This window comes from Gordonia pseudamarae, from assembly GCF_025273675.1.
Taxonomy (GTDB): domain Bacteria; phylum Actinomycetota; class Actinomycetes; order Mycobacteriales; family Mycobacteriaceae; genus Gordonia; species Gordonia pseudamarae.
On record NZ_CP045809.1, the window covers coordinates 714,287 to 730,392 of the forward strand.

The 16,106-nt window shown below is 65.8% G+C and carries 11 protein-coding genes; 8 read left to right on the forward strand and 3 right to left on the reverse strand.

The genetic code is table 11. The annotated features are described in order from the left end of the window. Nucleotides 1–44: 44 nt before the first annotated feature. From GII31_RS03080 to GII31_RS03100, 4 genes are all read left to right on the forward strand, one after another. A complete protein-coding gene (locus tag GII31_RS03080) occupies nt 45–764 on the forward strand; it encodes a thiamine pyrophosphate-dependent dehydrogenase E1 component subunit alpha (RefSeq protein ID WP_260840283.1) in 720 nt (239 codons plus the stop codon). After that, nucleotides 761–2,098, forward strand: coding sequence for a dihydrolipoamide acetyltransferase family protein (locus GII31_RS03090; protein WP_213246714.1), 1,338 nt, complete (start codon nt 761–763; stop codon nt 2,096–2,098). Before GII31_RS03080 ends, GII31_RS03090 begins: the two co-directional genes overlap by 4 nt. 283 nt (nt 2,099–2,381) lie before the next feature. Then, entirely contained in the window at nt 2,382–5,342 is a 2,961-nt protein-coding gene (locus GII31_RS03095; RefSeq protein WP_246222080.1) for an ABC transporter permease subunit, read from the forward strand. Next, nucleotides 5,339–6,055 (forward strand): ABC transporter ATP-binding protein, encoded by a 717-nt coding sequence (locus tag GII31_RS03100; protein ID WP_213246716.1) that lies wholly within the window; start codon nt 5,339–5,341, stop codon nt 6,053–6,055. The genes GII31_RS03095 and GII31_RS03100 overlap by 4 nt, the downstream gene beginning before the upstream one ends. Before the next feature lie 90 nt (nt 6,056–6,145). Here the strand turns inward: GII31_RS03100 and GII31_RS03105 are convergent, their stop codons facing one another. After that, complete coding sequence (locus GII31_RS03105; RefSeq protein WP_213246718.1) at nt 6,146–7,864, reverse strand: thiamine pyrophosphate-binding protein; 1,719 nt, start codon at nt 7,862–7,864, stop codon at nt 6,146–6,148. Nucleotides 7,865–8,265: 401 nt separating this feature from the next. Between GII31_RS03105 and GII31_RS03110 the strand changes: the two genes are divergently transcribed. Beyond that, nucleotides 8,266–10,443: an acetate--CoA ligase family protein gene (locus GII31_RS03110; protein WP_213246720.1), complete on the forward strand. Its 2,178-nt coding sequence runs from the start codon at nt 8,266–8,268 to the stop codon at nt 10,441–10,443. Between the two features lie 98 nt (nt 10,444–10,541). Here the strand turns inward: GII31_RS03110 and GII31_RS03115 are convergent, their stop codons facing one another. Then, nucleotides 10,542–11,381 carry an SDR family NAD(P)-dependent oxidoreductase gene (locus tag GII31_RS03115; protein WP_260840284.1) on the reverse strand — a complete coding sequence of 280 codons (840 nt, stop codon included), beginning with the start codon at nt 11,379–11,381 and terminating at the stop codon, nt 10,542–10,544. Nucleotides 11,382–11,793: 412 nt separating this feature from the next. Between GII31_RS03115 and GII31_RS03120 the strand changes: the two genes are divergently transcribed. From GII31_RS03120 to GII31_RS03130, 3 genes are all read left to right on the forward strand, one after another. Then, entirely contained in the window at nt 11,794–12,657 is an 864-nt protein-coding gene (locus tag GII31_RS03120) for a mycofactocin-coupled SDR family oxidoreductase (protein WP_213246724.1), read from the forward strand. A gap of 119 nt (nt 12,658–12,776) precedes the next feature. Next, a complete protein-coding gene (locus GII31_RS03125) occupies nt 12,777–14,027 on the forward strand; it encodes an ABC transporter substrate-binding protein (RefSeq protein WP_260840285.1) in 1,251 nt (416 codons plus the stop codon). Between the two features lie 235 nt (nt 14,028–14,262). Beyond that, nucleotides 14,263–15,084 (forward strand): alpha/beta hydrolase, encoded by an 822-nt coding sequence (locus GII31_RS03130; RefSeq protein ID WP_246222081.1) that lies wholly within the window; start codon nt 14,263–14,265, stop codon nt 15,082–15,084. Nucleotides 15,085–15,310: 226 nt separating this feature from the next. On the opposite strand, the gene GII31_RS03135 is transcribed toward GII31_RS03130, so the two are convergent. Next, complete coding sequence (locus GII31_RS03135) at nt 15,311–16,072, reverse strand: enoyl-CoA hydratase/isomerase family protein (RefSeq protein ID WP_213246728.1); 762 nt, start codon at nt 16,070–16,072, stop codon at nt 15,311–15,313. Nucleotides 16,073–16,106 lie beyond the last annotated feature (34 nt).

Sequence of the window (16,106 nt, forward strand, 5' to 3'; positions counted from 1 at the left end):
GCGGATGCGCCCATGCGGGTTGGGAATCCGGCGAAGCACGCCGGATGCACATCAATTCACTCGTCCTGGGAACCCAGACGCTGCACGCGGTCGGCTACGCGACCGGCGCGGTGATGGAGGGTACCGATGAGGTGGTGGCCGTGTACTTCGGCGACGGAGCAGCGAGTCAGGGCGACGTCAACGAGGCACTGAACTGGGCGGCCGCGGCACAGTTGCCAGTGCTGTTCTTCTGCCAGAACAACCAGTGGGCCATCTCCACGCCCGCCAGCCTGCAGATGCGGACGCCACTGCACCGGCGGGCCTCCGGATTCGGCCTGCGGTCCTATCAGGTGGACGGCAACGACGCGCTCGCCGTGCATGCGGTGACGACCGAAGCAGCCGAACATATCCGGGCGGGTGGTGGTCCGGTGTTCATCGAGGCGCAGACCTACCGGCGTGGTGGGCACAGCACCTCGGACGATCCGGGACGCTACCGCGACAACGATGAGCTCGCGCTGTGGGAAGCGCGAGACCCGCTGGAACGGGTGCGGGTATTCCTGGAAAGCCAGGGCGTCGGTGACGATTTCTTCGCGCAGCTCGACCGCGATTGCGATGTGTTCGCCGAGCAGGTCCGCACCGACTGCCGGGCATTGCCCGATCCACGGCTCGACGATGTCTTCCGATCCACCTACTCCGAATCGCATTCCCTTGTCGACGAGGAGTATTCCCGGTATCTGGCCGACGAGGAGTTCCTCGCCAACGGGTCGGCGCAGGTGCGGGCATGACGACGATGACGCTCGGCGGAGCGATCAACAGCGGTCTGGCCGCCGCGATGGCGGCCGATGACCGGGTGATGGTGGTGGGTGAGGATGTGGGCGTGCTCGGCGGCGTCTTCCGGGTCACCGACGGACGGACGGATACCGCGCGTGCGTGCCGCGACGGTACCGACTGCACGCTGATCACCTATGGTGCGTCGGTCGCGCCCGCCATGGCGGCGGCCCAGGCAGCGGAGGAAGACGGGTACGTCGAACTGCCCTCACCGGTTGCCGGGGTCGTCGAGACATTACATGCCGCCGAGGGTGACATCGTTGATGTGGGGACGGTGATCGTCAGCATCCGCGTCGGCGGGCCCGCGGCGGCCCGGTCCGGCCCACCGGCCACCGTGGCGGAAGGATCCGGTGCGACAACGGTGACGAGTGCTGGGGCTGCTGCGGAGGGGGCGCCGGCCGCGGCTCCGGAACCGGCGGTATCGGAACCGGCAGAACCCGAACCGGCAGAACCCGGACCGAAGGTGCAGACTCTGGTGGGCACCGGTCCCAGCGCGCCGGTCGAACGCACCCGGCACCTGCGGCCGCGCAGCGAACTACCCGCGCATCCGTCGAGGAATGCCGGGGCGGCACGCGATCAGGTGCCGTTGGTCGCGGACACCCGGGTGCCTATCCGTGGGGTGCGGCGGACAACCGCGCAGGCGATGACTCAATCGGCGTTCACCGCGCCGCATGTCACCGAGTGGCTCGCCGTCGACGTCACCGCGACCACCGAGCTCGTCGCGTCGCTGCGGGCGGATCCGAGGTGGGCGGGTATCCGGATCAACCCGATGCTGTTCGTGGCCAAGGCTCTGGTCACGGCGCTGGAACGGTTCCCCGACGCCAATTCGCGTTGGGACGAGCGGGCCGGGGAGATTGTCCGGTTCGGGTCGGTCAACCTCGGGATCGCCGTCGCATCTGCCCGTGGTCTGGTGGTACCCAACATTAAGGGTGCCGACTCGATGGGTCTGCGTGATCTCGCCGATGCCGTCGACCGGCTGGTGGCGACGGCGCGCGACGGAGTGCTGCGTCCGGCGGACATGAGTGGGGGGACCGCCACGGTCACGAACATCGGGGCGCTCGGTGTGGACGCGGGTACGCCGATCCTCAACCCCGGAGAGGCGGTCATCCTCGCCTTCGGCGCGATCCGGCCCACGCCGTGGGTCGTCGACGGCCGTGTCGAGGTCCGTCGGGTCGCTCAGTTGGCGCTGTCGTTCGATCACCGTCTGGTCGACGGCGAGCTCGGTTCGGCGGTGCTGACCGAGGTGGCCCGGGTGCTGCGTGATCCGGTGGGCGCCCTGATCGATCGGTGAGCGGTCAGCGGATCGGTGACCCGGGAGCAGTCGCCGGGCGGCATTGACGCCACAGGCGATAGTGCCTACTATCGCCTGTGACTGCATTCACATGCCCCGGCCGGGTCGGAGCAACTCACAGCCATATCGTGGCCGTGCGAGCACAGTCTCTCGCACGGCCGTCATCCCCCTTTCGGTGGTTCGTCGGGGGTACTCGTATTGGAGGCGCCATGTTCGTCGGCCCCGCGGGATCGTCGCGATCCTCGTCGTCACTGTCCACCATCTCGCGACCGGGAGTCGGCCGGTGACCGAGCATCTTCAGTTCCTGCTGCTCGGGCTCGGGTCGGGTGGCGTGTTCGCCGCCTTGGCTCTGGCGCTGGTGGTGATCTACCGCAGCTCCGGGGTGATGAACTTCGCCACCGGATCGCTGGCGTTGTTCGGCGCCTATACCTACGCCTACCTGCGTCAAGGTGAACTGCTGATCGTTGTTCCCGGCTTTCCGGAGAGCATCGACGTGGGCGGTGATCCGGGATTCTTCGCTGCCGCGATCATCTCGATGGCGCTGTGTGCTGCGCTCGGGCTGGTGCTGTACCTGCTGGTCTTCCGGCCGCTCCGCAAGGCGCCGCCGGTGGCCCGGACCGTGGCGTCGATCGGTGTGATGATCATCTTCGCCGCCCTCACCACCGCCCAGCTCGGTACCCAGGGGCCGGCGGTGGACGCGATCTTCCCTGTCGACATCCTTGAGTTCGGCGACATCAGAGTGCCTCAGGACCGCATCCTGTTCGCGGCGACGATAGTGGCGCTCGCGTTGGTGTTGGCCGCCGCGTACCGGTTCACCCGGTTCGGGCTGGCCACCCGCGCGGCGTCGGAGAGCGAGGAGGGAGCCTACGTCAGCGGACTGTCCCCGGACAGGATCGCCGCCGCCAACTGGATGATCGGCGCCGCCGTCGCGGGCCTGGCCGGCATCCTGATCTCGCCGATCGTGCCGCTCACGCCCAACGCCTACACGCTGTTCATCGTGCCCGCGCTGGCCGCGGCGATCATCGGCCGGTTCTCCTCGATCCTGGCGGCGGTCGCCGCGGGTCTGGTGATCGGGATGTTGCAGTCGGAGGCCACCTACCTGCCGCGCGTGTACGACTGGCTGCCCTCGACCGGGCTGGTCGAGCTGGTGCCGCTGATCGTGGTGCTGGTGGTGCTGGTGTTGTGGGCCAAACCGCTGCATTCGCGGGGTGCGGTGATCGTCTCCGAACTAGGCAATGCCCCCTATCCGCGGCACCTGAAGCTCTGGGTGCCCGTGGTCGCGGTCGCCGGTGTGGTGGCTTTGCTTGTCGCGGCCGGTGATTGGCGCTCTGCGGTGATCACCACGATCATCATGACGGTGATCGGTCTGTCGCAGGTGGTGGTCACCGGCTACGCGGGCCAGGTGTCGCTGGCACAGCTCTCCATCGCCGGTGTCGCGGCGTTCCTGGTGGGTCCGATCACCACGAGCTGGAACGTCCCGTTCCCGATCGCGCCGCTGCTCGCGGCTGCCTTGGCCGCGGTGATCGGTCTGGTGATCGGCCTGCCCGCCTTGCGGATCCGCGGTCTCACGGTCGCGGTCGTGACGCTGACGATGGCGTACACCCTGGAGGCGTTCTGGTTCCGCAACACCGACTTCGTCGACTCGTCCGGCGTCGATGTACCGGCCCCGTCGATCTTCGGCCTGGACCTGGGCATCGGCACCGGCGGCGCCTATCCGCGGGCCGCGTTCGGGCTGTTCTGCCTGGTCGTGGCGGTGGCCGTGGCGGTCGGTGTGGTGTACCTGCGGCGCAGCCGACTCGGTACGCGGATGCTGGCGGTGCGTGCCAACGAACGCTCGGCCGCGGCCTCGGGCGTGAACGTGACGGCCACCAAACTCGCGGCGTTCGGGATTGGTGCGTTCATCGCCGGTCTCGGCGGCACCCTACTGGCCTACCAGCAGACCAATGTCTCATTCCAGCCGTTCGCGGTGTTGCTCGGCGTGTTGCTGTTCGCCACTGTCTACCTGGCCGGCGTCACCTCGGTGACCGGCGGTGTGATCGGTGGAATCCTGGCTGCCGGAGGTGTTTTCGTCTACGGCCTCGATGCTGTCGGCGGTGGCGACCTCTACCAGGTGCTTATCGGTCTCGCGCTGATCATCGTGGTGCTGTTCAACCCCGAAGGGCTGGCCGGTCCGGTGCTCGCGCTGGGTCGCAGACTCGATCTTGGCAAGCCCGTCGCCGAACTGATCGCCGATTACCCAGAGGTTGAGACGGACGCGGCAAAGGACGGTGCGCTCGAGGGAGTTGTCGGCCACCCGAGCGTCGAGGTCGACGCATCGACGGAGGGTAAGCCCGGATCGGCTGCCGATGCCGAAGCGGCGACGTGGGGCCAGGAGCCGACTGTCGGTATTTCCGGAGAGAGCTGTTCCCCCGCAATGTCGTTGACCGATGTTACCGTCCGCTACGGCGGCGTCGTCGCCGTCGACGGCGTTGGATTCGACCTGCCCCGTGGTGCGATCGTCGGCCTCATCGGCCCCAACGGCGCGGGGAAAACCACCCTGATGGACGCGATCAGCGGCTTCGCGCCCTGTACCGGCACCGTGGGTCTGGGCGAGACCGCCCTGACCGGCCGCAAGACGTACCGGCGTATCCGGGCGGGTCTGGGCCGGACGTTCCAGGCGATCGAACTGTACGAGGATCTCAGTGTCGCCGAGAACGTTTCGGTGGGCTTGTCGGCCCGGGCCGGTGGCCACCACGCCGGGGATGCGGAACTCGACGAGATCTTCGCGAAACTCGGGCTCGACGACGTGAAGTACACTGCGGCGTCTGAACTTTCGCAGGGACAGCGGCAGCTGGTATCCATCGCACGTGCCCTCGCGGGAAAACCTGAGGTGCTACTACTCGACGAACCTGCCGGTGGCCTGGACACCGGAGAAAGCCTGTGGCTCGGCGAACGTCTCAGAGCGCTCCGGGACACCGGCGTCACCATCTTGCTGGTGGAGCACGACATGGGGCTGGTGATGAGCATCTGCGACCAGATCCACGTTCTGGACTTCGGTAAACTCCTCGCCAGCGGTACCCCTGCGGACATCCTCGGCAACAGCGCCGTGATGGAGGCCTACCTCGGGTCCTCGCATTCCGGCGCGACGCAACAGTCACCCGTCGACGACCGGGACGAGCGCAGCAAAGGGGAATCTGATGCATCCGGTGCGGCCGAGGTCGACACCCCTGACAATGGCGTCACTGGTGGAAGGGTTCTGATATGAGTTTGCAGGTCAATCAACTTGTCGCCGGCCACGGCAAGGTTCCGGTCGTCCGTGGTCTCGACCTGGACGTCGAGAGCGGAAAAGTGCTCGCGCTGCTCGGCCCCAACGGAGCGGGCAAGAGCACGGTCATGCTGACGCTGGCCGGTCTGCTGCCCCGGCTCGGTGGGTCGGTGTCGGTGAACGGGCAGGAGCTGCCCAACGGCAACCCCGGCAAAGCCAACTCGGCGGGACTGGTTCTGGTGCCCGACAACCGGGCCTTGTTCGGCGGCCTGACGGTGGCCGAAACACTGACCCTGTCCCAGCGCAAGGGCGGCGTCACCGCCGACGAGATCCCCGACCTGTTCCCGGCGCTGACCAAACGCTGGAAAGTCAAGGCGGGAGCCCTCTCCGGCGGTGAGCAGCAGATGCTCGCGGTGGCCCGCGCTCTCGTGCAGAAGCCGGTCGTGCTGCTGATCGACGAGATGAGCATGGGCCTGGCGCCGGTGATCGTCGAAGATCTGCTGCCCATCGTGCGCAACATCGCGGACTCGACCGGCACCGCGGTCATCCTCGTCGAACAGCACGTGGCGCTGGCGCTGGAGGTGGCCGATGAGGCGGTGGTCCTGGTGCACGGCGAGGTGACCCTGCGCGGGGAGGCCGAGACACTGACCGCCGACTCGGAAGAGTTGCGGCAGGCCTACTTCGGCAGCTCGAACCAGGCCGTGATGGCCTGACTCGGTGGCGTATCCGCGACGGAGCGCCGCGAACTCGGACGGGCCCCGGCACCGATTAGGTGCCGGGGCCCGATTCGGTTCGTGCGGCTGCTACTTCCGCTTCGGAATGTTCGTGTAGTAAGGCACGACCGTCGTGTCGGGATCGTCGGTCCAGTCCAGTACCTGCGCGGCAAACGAGTCGACGACGTTGGCGACATTGACGTTGATCACCGACGGGCCGTTGAACCGCAGGGCGCGTTCGAGAGCACCGGCTAGTTCATCGAGTGTTTTCACCCGCTCGCCGTGGGCGCCGAATCCTGTTGCAACCTGGTCGTAGTCGGTGTCGAGCAGGCGGCTGGCGATGACGCCCTCCTCACCGTAGTAGAGCTGTTGGCCCCAGATCGACGATCCCCACACCGCGTTGTTGAACACGATGGTGATGATCGGAAGCTTGTGCCGGACCATCGTATCCACTTCGGCGGAATGGAATCCGAAGCTACCATCGCCGGTCAGCAGGATCGGCCGGCTGTCGGGATCGGCGACGCGTCGGCCGATGGCCAGTCCGAAGCCGATTCCCATGTGCACGAGATACCCGCCGTAGCCGAGGCCGCTGGCGAGAGTCCCGTCGTGCATGACCTCATCGAGCCAGTGCGTCGTGTCGCTGCCGTCGGCAATCAGGTGCGATCGCTCGGGTAGGAGGCGCAGTAGTTCTCGCATCGCGTGGTACGGGTGGATTCGCCCGTCGAGGTCGACCGGGTTGTCCGCGTAGGGGCGTGGATACCGGATGAGTTGCACAACACCCTCGGTCCACGCGGTCCGCGGCTCCCACGGCCGGCCATCGGCAAGGAATGCCGAGAGCGTTTCGTTGACGTCGGCGGTGATACCCACTTCGGTGGGGAGGATGCGGCCGATCTCGCCGGAATCGGGGTCGACGTGGATCAGTTTGGCGGCGGCGGGGATGATGCGGCCCTTGCGGGCATCGGTATACACCCCCGTACGCGCACCGATCAACAGCACCACATCAGGTGCGCCCAACTCGGTGTACGGGGCGATGCCCAGGGCCAGCGCGCCGAACCCGTAGCGAGGGTGATCGCTGGGCAGTACCCCGTGTGCTCCCATCTCGGAAAATACGGGTATCCCACTGGTTTCAGCAAATCGGGCAAGCTTCCCGTCGGTGTGCAGGGCGCCCTGACCCGCGATGATGGCAGGTCGCTCGGCGGCGTGAAGCAGGTCGAGCGCATCGTGCAACGCGGCCGGTGACGGTGCGGGTGGGTACGCCAGGCGGTTGCCGCCACCGGTGACGACGGTGTCCTCATCGATTGAGGTGAACAGGACGTCGATGGGGAAGTCGAGCAGTACCGGACCCCCGCCGTCGCTGAACGCCTTGCGGATGGCGAGTCCGACCAGGCGGGGGATCTCCTCGACGGTGGTCACCTGGTGCGACCACTTGGTCATCGGTGCGGCGATGGCGGCCTGAGCGAGAATTCCTTGCGCCTCGTTCATCTCGGCGTCGCGTAACGGCGGTGAGCTGGTGAGGACCAGTAGCGGGATTCGGTCGGCGAAAGCTACTCCCACGCCGGCCAGGCTGTTGGTGAAGCCCGCTGACGCGGTCGCGAATGCGACGCCCAGTTCACCTGACGCCCGGGAGTATCCGTCGGCGGCGTTGACCGCGACGGCCTCGTGTCGCGTATCGATGACTGTGATGTCATTGCGGCGAAATCCCATGAGCAGTGAGTTCAGGTGTCCGCCGTGCAGGCCGAAGGCGTACTCGACGCCGAACTGTCGCAGTGTGCGTGCGACCAGTTCGCCGCCGTCGATGCGGTTCCCCATGGTGTTCCTCGATTCAGGGTTGATCTGCAACTGTGCAGAGAGCGGTGACGTGGGTGCGCTACCGCGAACTGGCCGTGATCCTGTGTGCGGAAAAGTCCGGTGCTTGTCCGATATGCGTGCCGCACGGAGTTCGACATCTGTATCGAACCACAGTCGATGGCGCCGAGTCCGGGGGTTCTGCCGATCTTCAGGTTCCGGCGGCGGACTCGACATCGATATCGATTATAGCTACGCTGAGAGCCATATCACTACCCCGCCCGACGGGAGATATTCAGGTTCGGCGACACCCCGCGCCGACTGCGCGGTGGTGCTCGCGTGCGCGGACATTCCCTGATCGGCGGCGGCGCTCTTGCCTCGCCGAATACACCGTACGCAGCAAGTGCTTTACGAGAGGACATGTAATGACAATGGTAGGTACAGAACATGAACTGGCCGGGGGATCTCCGGGCAATCCGGACGGGGTCCGCGCGTCCGGCTGGCTCGGCGACTTCCTCGCGCCGGCGAGCATCGCCATCGTAGGCGCGTCGACCAATGAGCGCACCATCAGCGGGATACCGCTGCGGATGCTGGGAATGCACGGCTACACGGGGGAGATCTATCCGATTCATCCGTCTGCCGAATCCGTCGGTGGATGCCGGGCATACCGGTCGCTCGCGGATGTGCCGACGACACCCGATCTGGCGCTGATCGCCGTGCGCGCCGAACTCGTACCGCAGGCGATTCGCGACTGCGGTGCTCGGGGCATCCCCGCCGCCTACATCCTCTCGTCGGGATTCTCCGAAGGGGCCGACGAGCAGGGTGCGCGCGTGGCCTCCGAACTCGACGACGCGATCGCCGACAGCGGTGTCCGGGTATGCGGTCCCAATGCCGAGGGGATCTTCAATATCGTCGACCGGGTTGCGATCGGGTTCAGCCCCACTATGATGCCGGGTATCGGATATCGCGGAGACCTGCGCAAGGGCAATGTCGCCGTGGTATCGCACAGCGGCGGATTCGGCTTCGGGATCTTCAACCAGGGACTCGCCCGCGGCATCGACTTCTCGTATATCGTCAGCACCGGCAACGAGATCGACGTCAGCATGCTCGACTACGTCGACTACCTGATCGATGACGCCGATACCCAGGTGATCGTGCTGTTCATCGAGGGGCTGACCGACGCGCCGCGTCTGGTCGATCTCGCGTTGCGTGCAGGCGAGGCAGGCAAGACCATCGTCGCGGCCAAGATGGGCCGCTCGGCGGAGGGACAGTTGGCCACCGTTTCGCACACCGGGCACCTGGCGGGTCCTATCCACCTGTACCGGGCTCTGTTCGGTGCCGCGGGAATCGTCGAGGTATCCGATATCGACGAGCTGCTCGACGTCACGGCGGCGTTGTCCGCATGGCCGCGGGCCGTCGCCGGCAGGAGCGTGGGTATCGTGACAGTTTCCGGCGGAGCGGGCGCCTGGGTCACGGATGTGCTGCGCGAGTACGATATCGAAGTGCCGGAACTGTCCGGGGAAACCCAGGGGAGGCTACGGGAACTGCTGCCGTACTACGCGGGTGTTCGCAACCCCGTCGACGTCACCGGCGGTGCGGGCGGCCTCGATGTTCAGGCGAAGGTGGCGCATATCCTCGCCGAGTCTCCCGACGTCGATGCGATCGTGGTCATCGGGTCCCTGTTGCTCGAGGACCGCGCGGTGGCCACGGCACGCACCTTCGGGGAGGTGGCCCGAGCAACGGGTAAGCCGGTGCTGGTGCATTCGTACACACTCGTAGCCGACGGTGCCGTGGAAGCCTTTGGACAGGAGGGTATTCCGTTCTTCATGAGTCAGGAGGGGCTGGCCCGCGGACTGAGTGCGCTGTCCCGGAAGGCCGTCGACGCAGCAGCGGTACGTGAGCTCAGGGCCGGTGTCTCCGGTGTCGCGGTGGCGTCGTTGCGTGAGCGTGCCACGGCGGGTGTGCTGCATGAGGCCGCGGTGAAGACGTGGCTCGGCGAAGCGGGGATGACGGTGCCGGAGGGGCGGTTGGTGACCGACGCGGATGCCGCGGTGGCCGCGGCTGCCGAACTCGGTTACCCACTGGCGCTGAAGGTTCAGGATGCCGCGTTGCCGCATAAGGGGGATGCCGGCGTGCTCGCGCTCGGTGTCGCCGATGATGGCGAACTGCGCACGACGGTGGACGAACTGCTGTCACGAGCGTCTGGTCTTCTGGGCCGTGCTGCTGATGGCGTGCTTGTGGAACGGATGTCGCTGCCCGGCGCAGAGCTTCTGCTCGGTGGTCTCAACGATCCGCACCTGGGCCAGTTCATCACGGTCGGCGCAGGTGGTAGTGACACCGAATTACTTGCTGACACAGCTACATTGGTTGCTCCGGCATCTCCTGATCAGGTCGAGCAGGCGTTACGGACTCTGCGCTGCTGGCCTACGGTGCAGCGCAGTGGTGCCGAGGCGATCGCCGAATTCGCCGAGCTCGCAGCGCGGGTATCCGGACTGCTGGTGCAACACTCCGACGAGCTGGCCGAACTGGATCTCAATCCGGTGCGGGTGCGTGCGGAGAGTCCCCGCGTGGACGTCATCGACGGGCTCGCTATTCTCCGGTGACCTGCTGACTTCCTCGCTGAGCAAGCGCGGGAGCCATAGTCGAGAGCACCCGCTGTGGATAGATTCCACAGCGGGTGTCTTTTGTGAGAGTTGGGAGCTCAGAGCTCGGGATACGGATCGCCGAGCGGTCCGAGTCCGTCGTTCCAGTCGCGGTAGTCCGCGGCGATGGGCGAACCGGCCATCAGGCCACCGTCGACGCGGATGGTCTCACCGGTGATGTACTCGGCAGCATCGGAGCCGAGGAAGAACACGGTTTCGGCAACCTTCTCGGGGTGCACGGCGTCGGGAGTGAGCATCGCCCGTCGGTAGATGTTGGCCATCCGCTCGGGTGTCCAGGTCAGGTTGTTGCGGGTCAGGACGAATGCCGGTGACACCGCGTTGCAACGCACCCCCTTCTTGCTGTACTGGGTTGCCACCATGCGGGTCAGCTGGATGACGCCGGCCTTGGCGACGCCGTAGGAGGTCAGCGTGGTCTCGCCCGCCTCGCCGGTGACCGAGGCGATGTTGACGATGCTGCCCTTGCCCTGCTCCACCATGATGGGCAGCGAGTACTTGCAGCCCAGGAACGCCGGAAGAAGGTCCGAACGCAGTGTCTCCATAAAGGTTTCGGAGGTCACGTCGGCTGCCGCCGGGTCCAGTGCGCACAATTCGAGCGCGGCCGCGTTGTTGACGAGAACATCGAGACTGCCGTAGTCGCGGGCGGTGCGTGCGATGAGCGACGAGAAGGCATCCTCGTCGCGTATGTCGATGACCACGCCCTCGGCCGATCCGCCGGCCGTCTTGATCTCCTCGGTGACCAGCGGGGTGCGCTCACCGTCGCGATCGGCGATCACCACGGTGTAGCCGCGCTCGGCGAACAGCTTTGCCTCGCATTCGCCCATGCCGTTCGCACCGCCGGTGATCAGCACCACCGGCCCGGATTTCGCTGTTGAGGTCAAGGTGACTCCTTGTTGTCGTCGTCGATTCTCACCGGCGTTTATGAGCGCTCAATGAGGTTGTGCTTCCTACTGTAGTAGCAAAGTCGACAAGTTTGTCGAAAATGCTTGACTGGAGTGTGTCGCAGGGCACATTATGGATGGGTAGCGTCGCGTGGGCGTCCCGACCACGGTCCGTCGTTCGGATTCGGATCAATTGCAGCTCAACCGATCACTCGATGCGCTGCATCGACTTTGTACTCGGTCGTGAACGACCGACGCGTCCGCGACAGGTGAACATCCTCCCAGTGGGACCGGTGATCCCGCTATCTCGGTGTCCACTACCTGGGGAGAACCTCAATGTGACTGCATGTACTCATCGCTTCTGTTCGCTCATTCGTTGCCACAGCAAACCACAGGGAGATGGTGGAAAATCATGGGAGATCGTCTGGCCGGAAAAGTCGCTTTCATCACCGGTGCGGCCCGGGGACAGGGTCGTGCCGAGGCGGTGCGTTTCTCCGAGGAGGGCGCCTCGGTGATCCTCGTGGATCTACCCGGAAAGATCGACAATCTGGTGTACGAGCAGAGCACCCGGGGTGACTTGGACGAGACCATCGCCCTGTGCGAGGCACATGGTGCCACTGTGGTGGCCGCTGAAGGTGATGTCCGCGATCTGGCCGGTCTGGAGAAGATCGCCGCAGACGGAGTGCAAGCACTCGGCGGACTCGACATCATCGTCGGCAACGCCGGCATCTACACCATCGGGCGGCTGGTCGGCCGTGATCCCGTCTTTCCTGGCGTTGCTGACGTCCTGACCACGCAGGCCTGGCAGGACATGCTCGACATCAACCTCACCGGCGTCTTCAATACGGTGCGGGCGGCCGCCCCGCACATGATTGCCCAGGGCAAGGGCGGCTCGGTCATCCTCACCAGCTCTGGTGCGGGCTTGTCGGGAGGTCCCAACATCGGCCACTATGTGGCCGCCAAGCACGGTGTGGTGGGGCTGATGAAATCACTGGCCTACGAGCTGGGTTCGCACGGGATCAGGGTCAACGCCGTCCATCCCGGACAGGTAGACACCCACATGATCCACAACGACGAGACCTACCGGCTGTTCCGGCCCGATCTTCCTGAGCCCTCGCGTGAGGCGTTCGAGATGGTCTCGGTGCAGATCAACACGATTCCGGTGCCGTACGTACAGCCGATCGATATCGCCAACGCGATGCTGTTCCTGGCCTCCGATGAGTCGCGCTACATCACGGGGGTCTCGTTGCCGGTCGACGCCGGCACCCTCGTGTAACTCTCACCGACCGTGTAACTCTCACCGACGTCGAAGTATTCGGCAGTACTCAACCTTGCTGACCCCATTCGGGGTCTGCGATCAGCTGACGGCCGGAGAGCCGTCCGAAAGGAATAGCAATGACACGCAGTGTGCGAAGGTGGCAGGCGCTGCCGGCTGCGGCGGTGGCACTGACCATGGTGATGGCCGGATGCTCGGACGCCGACGACGACAGTTCGGGCGATACCGCGGCCGACCTGTCTCTGCTGGGGGAGGTGAATGCGGCCACCGGGGCACCGATCGAAATCGCCTTCCCCACAACGGGTGCCTCGGCCGCCGCGTATACACACGAGACCGAGGTTGCCAATGCGACCGTGAAGTACATCAACGAGTACCTCGGTGGCATCAACGGTCACCCCATCACTCTCACCGTCTGCGAGGACGCGTTGCAGGCCGCGAAGGCCCGAGAGTGCGCCAATAAGGCAGTCGGATCGAAAGATGTTGCTGTGGTGGGTGGTACGCCGTCGAGTCCGGATACGACCGCGGCCGTGACCTCACCGGCCGGGTTGGCGTTCTTCACCACGAACGGAGGCTCGGACAAGTCGATGACCCTGCCCAACACCTACGTTCTGTCCAACACCCCGGGCGGACTGGTCGGGCTGCCCGCTGCGATGACGAAGGAGGCCGGGGCCAAGAAGGCGGCGTTGATCACCATCGACGCACCGATCGCCACCGGCTCGATCAAGGCGCTCGGACCACTCGCGTTCGGCAATGCCGGGGTGGAGATGGATCTGGTGGCCGTTCCTCCGGGCACTGCCGACATGACCCCGCAGATTCAGGCGGCACTCGACGGCGGGGCCGGTTTCTTCCAGGTCCTCGGCGATGAATCATTCTGTGTGGCCGCGTTCCGCGCGATGCGCACACTGGGTGCCGATCAGCCGGTACTCACCGTGAACAACTGTGCCACCACGAAGGTCGCCGAGCAGGTGCCCGGCGGCCTCGAAGGCATCAAGGTGCAGATCGGTGACGATCTGTCCCCCGACGCCGCCGACACCAAACTCTTCAAGGCGGTGCTCAGCAAGTACGGCGCCGAGGGTAAAGAGGACGGTGCCAGCGCCTTCCGTTCGCTCGTGGCGTTCCAGCGTGCGCTGTCGGGCATGCAGGGCGACGTGACCCGCAAGTCCATCATCGACAGGTTGAACGCTCAGCCCGAGCCTGCGGAGATCCCGATCTCAGCAGGTCTGAAGTTTCAATGCGGCTCCAAACCTGTTGTGGTGGCTCCGAACATCTGCACCGGTGGGGTACTGGTCGGGACCGCGGGCAAGGACGGCACCTTCAGCGACATCAAGCCGTACGAGGTGGCGGAACTGCTTACCCCGCCTTCCCAGTGACGTGACGAGGCTTCGATAGGTGGGCATGACGATGAGGGGAACCGGCCGAACTGTGAAAGTTGCCGCTGTGCTGACAACGTCGATCATCGCGGGGGTAGCCCTGCGACAGGTGCGGAGACTGCGGCCGGCGCTGGCCGATGTCGCGCCCGCCTTACGAAGTCCGTTATTGCCGTTTCTGACCGGGCAGGTCAGCGCCCGTGTACTGCGGTTGTACCGGGCTGGGATGGGAGTCACCATGTCCGCGGGTGCGGGCGTCACGGTTCGACGGGCCGAGGTTCCGTCTGCCGTGCCGCCGGCGCTGGTGGTGGCGCCGCGCGAGATGAGTGGCCCGGCCCCTGCGATTCTGCACATCCACGGCGGCGGAATGATCATGGGAAGTCCGGGTTTCGAGCTTCCACTATCCGGGCAGTGGTGCCGCGATCTGGGCGTGGTGGTGGTCTCTCCCGACTACCGGCTCGCCCCGGAGCATTCCTATCCTGCCGCGGTCGATGATGTGATGGAGACCCTGTACTGGATGCGAGCCGAGTCCGCCGCGCTGGGTATCGACCCCGACCGGATCGCGGTCGCCGGATCGAGCGCCGGTGGCGGGCTTGCCGCCGCGATCGCGCAACGTGCATTCGATGAGGGGATTCCCCTGCGCGGGCAGGTGCTGGTCTATCCTATGCTCGACGACAGAACCGCGTTGGACACCTCCGACCGGTCCGCCGGATACGGACGATTCGTCTGGAACAATCGGGCCAATCTGTACGCGTGGACCGCGTATCTGGGACGGCCGCCGAGGCGATCCGACGCGCCGGGCTATGCGGCACCCGCCCGACGATCCGATCTGAGTGGGCTGGCGCCCGCATGGGCCGGAGTCGGGGAAATCGATCTATTCCACGACGAAACCGTATCCTATGCGAAATCATTGCGCTCCAACGGTGTTCGATGCGATCTGGTCGTAGTTCCCGGGATGTATCACGGGGCCGACGGGATCAAGCGTAACAATCCGGCAATGCTGGCCTTCCGGCAGGACTCGACGGAGTTTCTGCGAGAGGTTCTACAGGCCGGGATCTGACCCGGTTTCCGGCACGCCGGTACGCCGTCGAGCCTGGACGTCATCGTCGCGGTGACCTCTCCCGCGGGGGTGACGTTCTTCAGCGCCAACGGTGACTCCGTGGGGTCGCTGAGCTCTCCCAGCCCCCGCAGTGGGCTTCTTCCAGATCCTCGGTGACGAGCGGTTCTGCATTGCGGCACTGCGGGCGAGCCGCCCCGCGTCCCCCAAGCGGGGGAGCGGGCGGCGGTCAGCGGCCGATGAACCCGGGCGTGCGCCGCTCGCGAAGTGCGGTGGTTCCCTCGATGAAATCTGCTGTGCCCATCAATTCTTCCTGTTTGGCGCGCTCGTGGGCCATTGCCGCGCGCATCTTCTCGGGCAGGTCACCGCGCAGGGTGGCGCGGATGCTCTGTACCGCGAGCGGGGCATTGGCGGCGATCTCTCCGGCGATCTCGACGGCCCGGGACCGGATGCGATCGTCGTCGACGAGCTCGGTGCACAGTCCGATGCGGTGCGCATCGGCGCCGGACAGGCGGTTGCCTCGGTACAGGATGTCGACGGTGGCGGACTCCCCGATGGTGCGTGTCAGGGTTTCGGTGAGGCCGAAACCGTGGTGCAGGCCCAGCCGGGCGAAGTTGACCCAGAAGTAGCTCGATGGGCCGGCCACCCGCAGATCGGCGCTCATCGCCAGTCCCACGCCGCCACCCACGGCCGCGCCCTGGACGGCGGCGATGATCGGCAGCGGCTGAGCGACCAGCGCGATACCGAGTTCGTACACATCTCCACGGCCACTCAGATTGCTGAAATCTGCTCCGGCGCAGAAGTTCTTACCCTCGCTGCACAAGACGATGGCACGCGCGCCCGCCTCACGCAGTTCCTGTGCGGCAGCCACGGAGCGGGCGAGGCTGTCGCCGTTGAGATAGTTGTTCGGCGGGCTGGTGAACTCGATCGTTCCGACATGGGTTCCGGCGTCCAACGTAGCTCTGACGCTGTCGATGTCTCTGTCAATCATGTGTATTACCAGTCCTTTTGGTTGCTCATGGAGA

Coding starts and splice junctions, on each gene's coding strand:
- GII31_RS03080 (WP_260840283.1), top strand. CDS start 45: ATGCACATCAATTCACTCGTCCTGGGAACCCAGACGCTGCACGCGGTC.
- GII31_RS03090 (WP_213246714.1), top strand. CDS start 761: ATGACGACGATGACGCTCGGCGGAGCGATCAACAGCGGTCTGGCCGCC.
- GII31_RS03100 (WP_213246716.1), top strand. CDS start 5,339: ATGAGTTTGCAGGTCAATCAACTTGTCGCCGGCCACGGCAAGGTTCCG.
- GII31_RS03105 (WP_213246718.1), bottom strand. CDS start 7,864: ATGGGGAACCGCATCGACGGCGGCGAACTGGTCGCACGCACACTGCGA.
- GII31_RS03110 (WP_213246720.1), top strand. CDS start 8,266: ATGACAATGGTAGGTACAGAACATGAACTGGCCGGGGGATCTCCGGGC.
- GII31_RS03120 (WP_213246724.1), top strand. CDS start 11,794: ATGGGAGATCGTCTGGCCGGAAAAGTCGCTTTCATCACCGGTGCGGCC.
- GII31_RS03125 (WP_260840285.1), top strand. CDS start 12,777: ATGACACGCAGTGTGCGAAGGTGGCAGGCGCTGCCGGCTGCGGCGGTG.
- GII31_RS03130 (WP_246222081.1), top strand. CDS start 14,263: ATGTCCGCGGGTGCGGGCGTCACGGTTCGACGGGCCGAGGTTCCGTCT.
- GII31_RS03135 (WP_213246728.1), bottom strand. CDS start 16,072: ATGATTGACAGAGACATCGACAGCGTCAGAGCTACGTTGGACGCCGGA.